10 protein-coding genes and 1 pseudogene are annotated in these 11,430 nt (G+C 57.9%); 5 read left to right on the forward strand and 6 right to left on the reverse strand.

Going from position 1 to position 11,430, the window contains the following annotated elements; genetic code table 11:
* Nucleotides 1–1,397: 1,397 nt before the first annotated feature.
* Nucleotides 1,398–1,679: a hypothetical protein gene (locus ABIB80_RS11600; protein ID WP_157158590.1), complete on the forward strand. Its 282-nt coding sequence runs from the start codon at nucleotides 1,398–1,400 to the stop codon at nucleotides 1,677–1,679.
* A 685-nt stretch (nucleotides 1,680–2,364) separates the two neighbouring features.
* Here ABIB80_RS11600 and ABIB80_RS11605 read toward each other — a convergent pair.
* From ABIB80_RS11605 to ABIB80_RS11615, 3 genes are all read right to left on the reverse strand, one after another.
* Nucleotides 2,365–2,661, reverse strand: coding sequence for a hypothetical protein (locus ABIB80_RS11605; protein ID WP_245285915.1), 297 nt, complete (start codon nucleotides 2,659–2,661; stop codon nucleotides 2,365–2,367).
* Nucleotides 2,662–3,668: 1,007 nt separating this feature from the next.
* Nucleotides 3,669–4,583, reverse strand: coding sequence for an amidohydrolase family protein (locus ABIB80_RS11610; RefSeq protein ID WP_354127441.1), 915 nt, complete (start codon nucleotides 4,581–4,583; stop codon nucleotides 3,669–3,671).
* Between the two features lie 289 nt (nucleotides 4,584–4,872).
* Nucleotides 4,873–5,361 carry a lipocalin-like domain-containing protein gene (locus tag ABIB80_RS11615; RefSeq protein WP_354127442.1) on the reverse strand — a complete coding sequence of 163 codons (489 nt, stop codon included), beginning with the start codon at nucleotides 5,359–5,361 and terminating at the stop codon, nucleotides 4,873–4,875.
* A gap of 275 nt (nucleotides 5,362–5,636) precedes the next feature.
* Between ABIB80_RS11615 and ABIB80_RS11620 the strand changes: the two genes are divergently transcribed.
* Nucleotides 5,637–7,427, forward strand: a complete 1,791-nt coding sequence (locus ABIB80_RS11620; RefSeq protein WP_354127443.1) for an adenylate/guanylate cyclase domain-containing protein — start codon at nucleotides 5,637–5,639, stop codon at nucleotides 7,425–7,427.
* Between the two features lie 105 nt (nucleotides 7,428–7,532).
* On the opposite strand, the pseudogene ABIB80_RS39350 reads toward ABIB80_RS11620, so the two are convergent.
* Nucleotides 7,533–7,643, reverse strand: a pseudogene (locus ABIB80_RS39350) (autotransporter outer membrane beta-barrel domain-containing protein); the annotation flags it as partial.
* 362 nt (nucleotides 7,644–8,005) lie between these two features.
* Between ABIB80_RS39350 and ABIB80_RS11625 the strand changes: the two are divergent.
* From ABIB80_RS11625 to ABIB80_RS11635, 3 genes are all read left to right on the forward strand, one after another.
* Nucleotides 8,006–8,593: a phasin family protein gene (locus tag ABIB80_RS11625; RefSeq protein WP_007595372.1), complete on the forward strand. Its 588-nt coding sequence runs from the start codon at nucleotides 8,006–8,008 to the stop codon at nucleotides 8,591–8,593.
* A 986-nt stretch (nucleotides 8,594–9,579) separates the two neighbouring features.
* A complete protein-coding gene (locus tag ABIB80_RS11630) occupies nucleotides 9,580–9,873 on the forward strand; it encodes a hypothetical protein (RefSeq protein ID WP_083869852.1) in 294 nt (97 codons plus the stop codon).
* Between the two features lie 27 nt (nucleotides 9,874–9,900).
* On the forward strand, nucleotides 9,901–10,131 hold the full coding sequence (locus tag ABIB80_RS11635) for a hypothetical protein (RefSeq protein WP_007595383.1): 231 nt from the start codon (nucleotides 9,901–9,903) through the stop codon (nucleotides 10,129–10,131).
* 170 nt (nucleotides 10,132–10,301) lie between these two features.
* Here the strand turns inward: ABIB80_RS11635 and ABIB80_RS11640 are convergent, their stop codons facing one another.
* Nucleotides 10,302–10,733: a hypothetical protein gene (locus tag ABIB80_RS11640; protein WP_245285917.1), complete on the reverse strand. Its 432-nt coding sequence runs from the start codon at nucleotides 10,731–10,733 to the stop codon at nucleotides 10,302–10,304.
* Between the two features lie 244 nt (nucleotides 10,734–10,977).
* Nucleotides 10,978–11,247, reverse strand: a complete 270-nt coding sequence (locus ABIB80_RS11645; RefSeq protein WP_009859273.1) for an antibiotic biosynthesis monooxygenase — start codon at nucleotides 11,245–11,247, stop codon at nucleotides 10,978–10,980.
* Nucleotides 11,248–11,430: the final 183 nt, after the last annotated feature.

Consider the following 11,430-nt stretch of genomic DNA (forward strand, 5'->3'; position numbering starts at 1 on the left):
TTTAACACACCGGCCGCAGACTGTCCGATCTATTCGGAGCGCTTCAAACGGAGTGGTGCGCGCGCCGGGCGACCATCGATCATCTTAGGCGAACGCCCGAACGGGAATTAGCAGGGCAAATGAAGCAAATTCGGCGCTGATCCCAACTAACCAAGTCAAAATAAAAAGTGTCATCAAGCCTTTAGATGCGCGATTGTCGCGCCTGGGCGTGTGGCGTCTTCGTGGCTTTCTGCTGCAAGACCTCTCACTCCGAGGCGCTGATGCCGAAGTGGAGTTGAGATGATGGAAGCTGATGAGAGCGGTGGCACCGACCGCCGCAAACTTGCGAAGCAGCACGAGGAACGTCCGTACGAGGTCGGCTACGGCAAGCCGCCTAAAGCAACGCACTTTGGAGTCCGGCCACAGCCTCAGCGGCGCGGCCGGCCGAAGAGCGCCCACTTCCCGCGGCCGTCGAAGCTTACGAGATTTTTGGAGCAGCCGATTGAGGTTAAGCTTGACAGGCGAACGACCAAGCTACACCCGCACGAGGCGACGCTTCACGGACTGTTCGCCCGAAGCGTCAAAGGACATGCAAGCCGTCCGTGGCAAGCTGAAGGCCAAGCGTGGCCGCCCGGGACGGAGCGTCTATTATGAGCTCTGTCTGTCGACGGCCATTGCAGATGAGACTCGTCTCAACCATGCCAAGCAGAGACAGAAGGCCGCAAGCGGGCCTCGCGCAGCAAAAGCGCCAAAGCAAAAGGGCGACTACACGAGCCTACGCATGAGCGATCGACCGAACAAGTGATCCGAGTTTGCGTCGAGACGCCATCGCTTTCCTGCCCGATCTCGCTCCTTCCAAGACATTTCCCTTGGGCGGGCTAACACTTCAAGTCTGCCGCTCAAGAATCTCGCTGCCGCCATTCGGCGGGCCATAGAGTTGGAGGTGCCCATCAATGCAGGAGCGTCTTGCCTACCTACTTTCAAGGCTCCTCACCAGTCGCGGTTCGGAGTGCGCGCCGCATGCGCGCGAAAGAGGCCCACAAAACTTGCGGGCGTTAGTCTCAGGGAAGCGCTATTTTTGGTCTTCGTTGCTGGTGCCCGTACCGGGACTACCGATCGGCAACCCGTTGGCGGCATGACCTACGCCGCTATTTCGCTCCGCCTGTGCAGCGGTCGGCGATGTTCCGTTTGGCGTCGGCGGCTGGACGTTCGGATTGTTCTGCGATGCATTGCTGTGGCTGGCGCCAATCGTGGTGTCCTGCGTTCCCATGCCTGAGGGAGCTGAGGCTCCGGAATTAGTGCTGCTCGTCGAGGTGCCGGTGCCAGCGCCGGAACTCGCCGCCGCCCCCGCGCTGCCACCTCCAGCGGCTCCTCCTGCTCCGCCACCTCCTTGCGCGAAGGCCGGTGAGGACAGAGCAATGCATGCAAGTGCCACGAGTGCAGATTTTCTGATCATGGATGATCTCCCTTTGTTTGAACAGCAAATCCACCACAGACGCAGGAAGTTCCTTCCGGTGCCGCGATTGCCCTCGGCCGCTCCGGTCGCGCTTGAGTGCGCAAACCCAGTCACCGTAACGGCCGCCATCGTCGTGATTTGGGTCAACTGCACTGGCCGCCGCCTACAGAATTTCGCCAAAGAGCGCGGTGCTGCTGAAGTTCTTTTCGAGGTGGTTCACGCACGTCGCCGCGGCGCATCTTGACTATTGTAACCTCATAGGTTGTATTTCTATTGCATGTTGTTGCCGCTTTTTTGATCAACGTATATTTCTAGGGGCGTGCAACGAGTAAACCTGCTGCGGCGTATAATCACGCAATTTTGCTGAGACAGCATTGCGATGCGCCCGTTCCGAGCTTGCCGAACTTCAGAGCCTTAGACTCCGCGTGTTGAGGGCTGAAGAGACTACGGTCCGCACAGGCTATTTCACAGACGAAAATCGATCTGGCGCGGGCGGGCGACACGACAGAAGCCTTAATCGGTCATTCGCTTCACCCGCGAAAACGCAGCACGGGTCGGCATGTCGTGAGCGGCGGCGAACTGTTGCCCGGAGAACTGGCGCCGAGCAGCCACACGCCTCGATCGCGCACCTCGATTGTGAGCTCGCGGAGCCCTATCACGCTTGCGGCTTTAGCCCGGCCGAACACTATCGAAGGCCTTTGGATGCTGCGGTTTTCAGCATGTGATACGAAGCTACTCGCCGCAGGATCCTCATGTTCGTCGAAGAGCAGGTGGAGAACGAGAAGGCCAAAAAACTTGCGGCGGACGCCCGCAAAACATAATCCCGCTGCAACCCAAATACCAACATGTCATGTGCAGAAAAGTGGCGAGGCGACCCGTCGGATTAAAGATGGCGGAAGTACTTAGAATGACAGTTTCAACTCTCCGCTTCACAGCCACTTTACTGGTCGCTGCCGGCGCAAGGCGCCGCGCTGTTCGAGCAATTCACGAACTCTTTTGGCATTGTCAGATTGTGTCTCCTGCCACTCGATGCGTTCTTCTGCCGTCCATAAGTAAGACTCGCGATTGAACCGAGCTTTCTCGGCCTTATCAAACTCTGCGTATAATTCGATGTCGCGCTCAACCTGTTCAAGGTGTTCCTGCAGAGTTGTTGGCATCGACCGTTCGGCTTTGGCTCTAGCGTAACCGGTGCGGCGATCAATGGGCGTTCTTTCGCCATGATTCATTGCCGTGCCCCTTCATGCATTTGGCTTTGATTTGTCGCTTTTGGGCGAGAGCCGGTGCCGGGCCGCCCGCTCGCTCGCTTGAAGTTCCCAGTTATCGATTGCACCACAAATTTGGCCGCAAGATGAGCAACAACATTGCCGCAGAAAGGACTGGCATTCCTCTGCATTTGACCTGTGCGCCCGGTCGAATGAGTAACGCTCCCGGGGTTCGCGGCAGTGCAGCCAAGAGCTGTATTCGCAACGCGACAACAGGAGATCCCGGTGGCTTTCGTCCAGGCAAATGGCGCCGACGCGCCAACTCATATCGTTAGGTTCAATCCGACGACCGCCGCCATTTCATCGGCGGTTCGGATGCACGCACCATCATGGGAGACGATCAGGACTCCCTGGTCCGGCTCTCGCGCGAGTGCGAAAGCGAACAGACCCGATGGCCCAATTTGACTAGTCTCAGGGGTGGTCCCAATCGCGGGCCATCTCTCCTGGGACGTGCAATGGACGCTCGTGCGCGACTGGATGGTTGTCATTTCGCTCTGCGCCAACATGCGGTCCGAATTCCCTGCGAACAGGGAATTTTACAGGGAAAGCGCGCCTGCGGTGAGGCCGCTATCCCATGGAAATGCGAACATTTGCCTTGAAATTCAGCGCATCCGGGGCGCGATCCGCCGAATCCGAACAGGGAATTTATCGGTAGTGAACAGGGAATTTGCGTGCAAACGGCTGGACGAAACAGGCGATGTGCGGGCTACGGATCCGTGCCGCATGCCGCGGCGGGAATAGCGCAAGCATCGCCTGTGGATCACCGCCAGTGCAGGGGCGGCGTCTGCGCACGGCGAGGAATCGCGAACAGTCGCCGAATTTAACTGGCAGCAGGACCCTCCTAGGCTGTGTACTCATTAAGCAGCTGGCCGCCTTATGTCCGCTCACCCCCTACCAGCGGCGGGAAAGCGGACGTCTGCCGAGGTCGCTGAAGGGCCAACAGCAGACTCGCGCATCGCCGCAAGGTTAGCTCATGCCCAGCGAAGCCGCGCCAAGATCGCCCGACCCATGACCCAGTCCTTGTCGCTTTCGGTGAGGAATGGAAGCTCCTCCGTAAATTGCGTCACGCGCTGCCGATAGGTGGCCCGGGCGAACGAATTGGTAATATCGGTGCCCCAATAGCAGCGCTCCGGTCCATACGCGTCGAAAAGGCGCTGAATATGCGGAATGGTATCGCGGAATGGATAGGACTCGGTCGAGATCAGTGGCACCGAGGACAGCTTCACCGAAACGTTCGGGTATTTTGCGAGCTCGGCCGCCTCGGCAATAGCTTCCGCCACTTGGTTGTTTTTCCCGGATTGTGATGAATCAGCACGAGGGCGAAGACCCGCGCCGACGCCCATGTGGTCGAGGATAAGCGTAAGGCCGGGGTGTCGCTCGGCGATACGTGCGAACAGCGACGTCTGGCCCGATGTGAGAAACATCACAGGCAAACGAGCCTTCTGCGCGGCCGGCCAGAACCAGTCCGCGGTCCCGTCAGTCAGCCACGCGGCTTCGTCGGGCCCGAAGTTCAATCTCACGCCCAGAACGCCGGGCTGGTCGCGCCACGTCGCAAGCCGCGCTGCGCCCTCGGGCTTGTTGAGGGTCACACGCGCCATGATCGCGAAGCGGTTCGGATACCGTTTGACGGCCTCTTGGGCATAGTCGACGCGCTCGCCTTCGAGTGATGCCGGCGGAACGATGACGACGCGATCGACGCCGGCCTCGTCCATCAGCGGTATGACCCGCTCGATGATGAAGGGCTCGGGAAGCTGCGGCTTGGCACCGGGTAGCCAAGGTCGCTCCGGAGTGCTCGCCGGCCAGAGGTGAACCTGCGAATCGACGATCACCCGTTTTGGCTGCGCAAATGTCGTGGCCGGATGAACTGACAGCGCGACACCGGTCACGACGGTGCCGGTGAGGAGACGACGGCGTGAAAGCATTCAACCTCCTTGACTGCTTAATGTTGTCACGCGCGGTGGCGGCCGAAGCCCGCGCTATCCAAGCGCTGCGAATTTGCTCGCATTTATGAATGTAAATCAAAGTTGCGACCATAAAGGTTCAAAGGGTGATTGGCATCGCAGCTTTCCTGCGGCGCATATTGGCTCCGTTGGTCCGATAACGGAAGTCGTCGTTTCTTAGTTCATGCCTGATCGACGCGGGGCGGAGCAGAACACAGGTGCCACCCCAGCGCTATTAGCGCTCGCGTTCCCAAGTCAGGCTTCCTACCACTCTCTTTCCGGGAAAAACGGAGCTGACTTGTTCCGCCGTTCGAATGGTCAGCTTATCTCCTTCCAGCTTGAAGAATCGTATTTGGTCCTGTCCGGTCAAAAGCTCATTTCCCGATATATCAACTTTGGTCGTAAACTTGTCTCCTTCGATCATAAATTTTCCGGAGTAGGCGAGGAGTGACTTCAGAAGGACTGCCGACTCCTCATTGCTCGTTGCCGGTTTGCGATTTGCCGCCACGATGACGAATGTCACGTATCCGTCTGCCGCGAAGACCGCCCTGCCTTTGGGATTGGGACCGAAAGGCTCAGTCGCCTCTCCACCGATAATCTGAATTGTCCATGAGCTTAGCTTCCAACTACCTGCGAGTTGCCCCGCTGTATCCTCCGCAAGGGCAAATCCAGCTTGAAAACAGACGCATACAATAGCAGCAGCGAGCACACGGAGAAGTACCATATCTTCCTCCCTCTCAGCAGATGACCGGGTGCGTTCAAACAAATGCCAAGGCTAGCTGTGAGAGAGGAAATCCGCCAGAGCGAGGGGGCCGGGAAGGTCTGCTGTGGGTCAAAAGCAGCTGGCGAGCCACGCGCAGCTCGGCGTCCGGTTTATCCAGCGACAGCGGACGTCAGGGAGGCTGAACCGCTCTTCTTAGGGCCAATAACCGATTGTCGGTCCGCGTGGGCATTCCTTCCGATCCGGCGTAGAATGGCATTCAGATTGGATCGCGGGTCATGGCACAGGAGCGGCTAGGACGGATCGAACGGAGGTTGGCGGCTATATTGGCCGCCGAGGTGGCTGGCTATTCGAGGCTCATGCACCATGACGAAGAGACCACGCATACCAAACTGACAGTTCTCTTGGCGGAGGCTGTTGATCCAACAATCGCCGAACACAGCGGCCGGATCGTCAAGAATACCGGCGACGGGTTTCTCGCAGAGTTTCCGAGTGCCGTCGAAGCTCTTCGGGCTGCGATGGTATTCCAAGCGCGCGTTCGCGAACTTACCGCCGGCGCCCCGGAAGACAGGCGCATCGCTTTTCGAGTGGGCATTAATATTGGTGACGTCATCGTCGAGCCCCACGACATCTTTGGCGATGGGGTGAATATCGCCGCACGGCTTGAGAGCGTCGCAGCACCCGGCGGCATCTGCATCTCTTCGGCTGTCTACGATCAGGTCCAGGGCAAGTTTGGCGACAGGTTCGCCGATATTGGTGAACAGAACCTCAAAAACATCGGCCGTCCGGTTCGAGCTTATGCTGTGGTTCTGGATGGGTTCGGCACGGCGGCGCTATCTCCGGGGGCGGGATCAAGCGCACTTTCACCGCCCCGCCTTTCCATCATTGTGTTGCCCTTCGCTAACCTCAGTGACGATCCTGGGCAGGACTACTTTGTCGATGGCGTGACCGAGAGTTTGACCACAGATTTGTCGCGCATCTCCGGCTCGTTCGTTATCGGCCGACACACCGCATTCGCGTACAAGGGCAAAGCGATCGATCTCAAGCAGATTGGCCGCGAACTGAATGTTCGGTACGTGCTAAAGGGTTCTATGCAGGGAGCCGGCGATCGACTTCGCGTAAACGTTCAGCTCGTGGATGCGGAAACCAGCGCGCATCTATGGGCCGACCGCTTTGACAAACCCGTCGCCGATCTTTTTGATATGCAAGACGAGATCGTATCGCGCCTCGCCAACACACTGGACGCCCAACTCACTGAACAAGAGGCCAGGCGATCAGAGCGATCTCCGCATCCCAATTCGATGGACTTGTATTTCCGAGGCAAAGCTTTGTTGCACAAGGGGTGGACGTTGGAAGGTGTGCCACAAGCGCGCACGATTTTTGAACGGGCGGTGACCCTCGACCCCAAGAATGTCGACGCGATGGTGTGGATGGCTGGCGCCGATCTGATGCTTGGAGCGAGCTACTTGGATGACGCCACGAGCGAGCATTACGCAGTGGCCGAGGCGACATCAATAAGGGCGCTGTGCCTCGCGCCCAACCATGCTTACGCACACTTGGCTTTGGGCTGCGCATTAATGTGCACGAACCGCGCGGCTCAGGGCATCGCTGAGTTCGAGAGGGCGTTGACGTTGGATCACAATTTGGCTGAGGCTCACGCGCAAATCGGCGGCGCTAAGTTGTACATGGGGCGCGGAGCGCAGACGGTGACTCATATCAACGAAGCACTTCGCCTGTCTCCTCGTGATATCTTCGGCCATCGATGGCTCATGATAGCCGGCTTTGCCAAGCTGCAGCTTAACGAGGATGCTGAAGCAGTCTGCTGGTTCCGCCGCAGCATCGAGGCCAATCGAAATGACGTGAACGCACATTTCGGGTTGGCTGCCGCGCTCGCGTTGCTTGGCTCGCTGGACGAGGCGAAAGCTGCTGCAAAGGCGATATTTGCGCTGGTTCCAAGCTTCACCATCCGCCGCTTCCGAGATGGAGCTTGCAGCGATAACCCAATTTACCTCGCCAAACGCGAGCGTGTGTATCAGGGCCTGCGGCTGGCGGAGGTGCCGGACGGATGATGTCCGGTTTCCCGCTGAGCGACCGACTTCCGGTCCTCGCCTGCGTCGGGACATGTCGCTGCACTTCGCAACTGGCGCTGTGGGTCAACAGCGGAAGTCGCGACGTTACCAAGCATATCGGGCGTAGCTGCGCGTCACGTTGGAGAACTCCCCTTCGAAGGTTGCGGCCGTAGACCAGCCGGTGATCCACTTCATTTCGGCGGACCCGGTCAGCAGCCGCCTGCCGTCCGCCGTTGACCACAAATCTCGTCCGGCAGCGTCTGAAACTGGCGTCCATGGCGCTGTGCTCGCGGTTGGTCAGCAGCACGCGCCCGATTGGAGCCTAGGTGCGAAACGTCAGTTCTCCTGACTGTGGCACGGCAGCGCGCCTATCCACTTGAGGCAATGGTCCATCGCACCGGCTGGCTGTAACCAACTCCACGGATCCATTGGTGCTCCACGCTCGGCCGAGCCGCACGTGAAATCTCATTCCTTCCGGAACGGACGTAAACTGACCACGTTTTTTTTGCTTAGGATGCCGCTCTGATTAGGGAGCCGCAAAGCACCCCGAAAATGCCCGTGAGAGATGGAGAAGGACAATGGCCCACGAACGCCACGAGAACAGGGCTACCCATAATCCAGAGGATAAAGCTTCTCGCGCTGCCGAGAGAGCAACTGAGCAGACCCGGCGCATCGGATTGGCCGCGGCTGAGACAAACGAGCAAGTAGTGAAGACAGGCGCCAATCTTGTACAGCAGAATGCAGAGATGTTCCAGAACACGTGGCGCTTTGGCCTGGATATGATGACGGCGATGATGGGGCGTTCAGCAGATCACATGGGCAGAGCCCTTGGTGTGTCTGGAGATGAAGCTCAGGATGCGACCAAGAGATCTGCCCGGAACGCTGAGAGCATCCTCTATTCGGCCACAGCAATGAGCAAAGGTCTGAACGATGCTTCTCGAGAGTGCCTTGAGCTTGCGCGATATCAGATCGAGAGGAGCATGAAAGGAATGAGCGAACTTTGGCAGTGCCGAACGCCTCACGACTTTGCAGCGATGCAGACTGATTTGCTGCGGGAAAGTTTGGAGCGTACGCTACAGAGCAGTCGCCGGATCGCTGACGTTTCGGTGAAGGCGGTGGATGACGCCGCAACACACATGACCGAGACCATGAAGCGAGCAGCCTGATTTTAATTCGAGCGAAAATCAGCGGCCGAAAATCCCGGCCGCTGATCTGCTCGTTGACCTTAAGTCGGGAGGCGTTCGAGGGCACTGGTCATATTTAGATGTCCCGTCAAGAAATTCAGGCAAGGTCGGTCAGCCTTCGCGGTGATCCGCGAGACCATCCGGGAGATGGACAAGGTCGCGAATCGGCTTGAGGCGACGAGCTGCGCCGATGTTAGAGGACCGCTGATCGAGCCCCGTCGCTCAGAATTCCCGGGACAAGGTTCATGCTCAGGAATTCCACAACACAAGGTCGCGAGGGCGAAGCACGTAGGGCCGGACGACTGGTCTAACACCCGATCTGTAGCGCCCATTGGCGTCAATCCAATTCGGCTCTGAGTTCCGCTCCGGGTCATGAATGTCGATTTGAACCAGCGCCGATAACGTCCGGATTGCCCCGAGAGCCGAGGTCGAGCCAAGCGTCTAGCGCGGACGAAAAGGGCCAATACCAGAAATCATTCCGAACGGTGTTGCTGATCCAATCCGGGTTACCGCGCGGGCGCGTTTGGGCGCTACGTCTCCAATCGTCTGAAAGCCGACGCAGGTTCGGAAGGTTATCGGCTTGAGAATGGCCAACCTCATTAACGAGGAAGTCATCATGATCGATGTCCACGGCGTAAATCCCCCGCTCCGCCCAAAGTTGCGTGTCCTCTCCTTTCGTTCAAGCCGAGATGGGGCTGACTTCGTGATCAATCCGGAAGCCATCGCATTGCGACGTTAACGCCGCGCGAGCGGTAGGTTCTTTGACCTTGTCATTTGCGTTTAAAATCGACAAGGAGATCGCCGGCTTTAGGCGCAACAGAGCGCACGATGACGTGCACACCGCCACTACCACAGCACTGACCTCTTCGCGAAACACCTTGCGGCGCACCTACGGAACAGCATTACATCGGAGACATTCGCGGAACGAAACGGCTCATCAGTGTTTCTCTGACCTTCGGGAGGTGCCCATGACTTCTCAAGCCATAGAAGGCGCATGTGCGTTCGCTTGGCGGAACTACTTGCTGCTCCATAGTGGTATTAGTGAGAACGATAACAGGCGTTCCGCCCTCTTTCGCTACGTCACCAATCTTCGCGATGCTGGCGAATATGATTTCGATCTCTTGCAAATAGCAGCGGTCGCTTACCTGAAAAAGCTGGATGAACTGCATGACGACCGACATGCGAGACTCGCCGCAGATCAGGCTTTAGCCGAGGGGTTAGCATCACGCAGTGCACAACCTGGCAGGTCGCTTTGGGCTTAATCACCCGAGCAGAAGGAGCAAGCAGCCATGGCAGACAACATCTCTAACTCAGGCCGTTTCGCGCGCGACGCCCAAAAGCGCACAACCGCAGCGACAGAAATCGGTATGATTGCCTTGAAGCCAATTATGCATTTTCAGGTCTCAATTCTGAGGATGTGGGCCGACAGCATCGAAAGGTTTGCGGGCAATTACGAAAAGGGATTCGAAGAAACCGTGACGGCAGTCGAGGAACAGTCCGACAAGGATCGCGTCGCGTAAATCAACGCAATCGTTCGGCAGAGTCGGAGTTGGGCCATTCGCGTCGATTTTGCCCGCGTCTTCTCGATGTCCGCTCTGGCCCCGACTGCCGACGTGCCGGACACGATGGCGATCTTCGCCTTCGGGCCATGAGCCGACATCGCTCCAAGCAGCGATACTTGTCAGGCTCCTTAGCGGCCGTAGGGGAAGCAGCGGTGGCGATCGAGTGTGAGACCGAAATGCGCTCCTAGCGCAGCGATGGCCGCATCCTGCTCAGGATAAGGATCGGCATTGCATGCGGCAACGATGATGATCCGGAACCCGCCGCGATCCTTGCCACCCGGTGGCAGCATCGCTGTAGCCAGTGGATTACCCTCCCTGTCACGCAACGTGAGGAAAAGCGGCATCTCTCGCTGTACATGGGCCTCGAGGCCGATGTCTCGCTCGATCGCGTTGGGCTGCTCCGGACGCCAGGATTGGACTGCCTTCTCTCGCTCGCGGCAGAAATATTTCTCGACTGTGTGGCGCATCAGGCGCGACTCTTGCACCGCTTCACCTTCCGTCTCGATACGGAACCAGGTCTTACCCTTCGGCGCGTCGCAAACATACTGCATTTCGCCCATCCTGATCGCCGCAATTCTAGGGCGGCGGGCCCGCAAAGCCAGAATGTCATTCTCGTCGCGTTTCGATCTTTTGCGTTTTTACACAGCCAGGGTCAATCGCGTCACTTTGGCCGCGTGCCGTTCTCTACCGGTCTACCCCTGTGTTCGGATATCGTCAGACCGCCTCGGCATGTCTCAATGGGCAAACAGGCGACATGGTACCACCACAGCAAAAAAATCCCGGCACTTGGCCGGGATCGATACTTCACGCCTTTTTTGTAAACCAAATCGTTGGAGCTTTCGCCACTCCCGCATTCTGCATGGCATTCTTCAATTCAGCACTCTCCGCGAAGGCTTGCGCAGCTTCAATCGTGGCAAACTCGTGAGTTACTGTGATGTCATTGGGATTCTCGACTGCTCGGTAGACAGCCTCGGCTGTTACGCCCTTCGCCTTCTGAACCGGAGCAAAATCGTCGTAAACTTTCCGCCAAGTCTTGTAGTCGGAAACCGTGTGTCTAACAAACATAGTCGTCATCAGATGTTCCTCCCAGACTGGTCGTAGCAATCTTTCCACGAACGCTTGAAACAGCACTTCCAGTAGCACCAGTATAGTACCGGCCACCGCTTGGAGCTATTTCATTTCCGGGTTGCACTGATGCCATCGGACGCTTGCCCTTTGTCCGATAAAACTGAGGCGTGCTGCCACTTCGCTGATGGG

Source organism: Bradyrhizobium sp. i1.15.2, from assembly GCF_040548425.1.
GTDB lineage: Bacteria > Pseudomonadota > Alphaproteobacteria > Rhizobiales > Xanthobacteraceae > Bradyrhizobium > Bradyrhizobium canariense.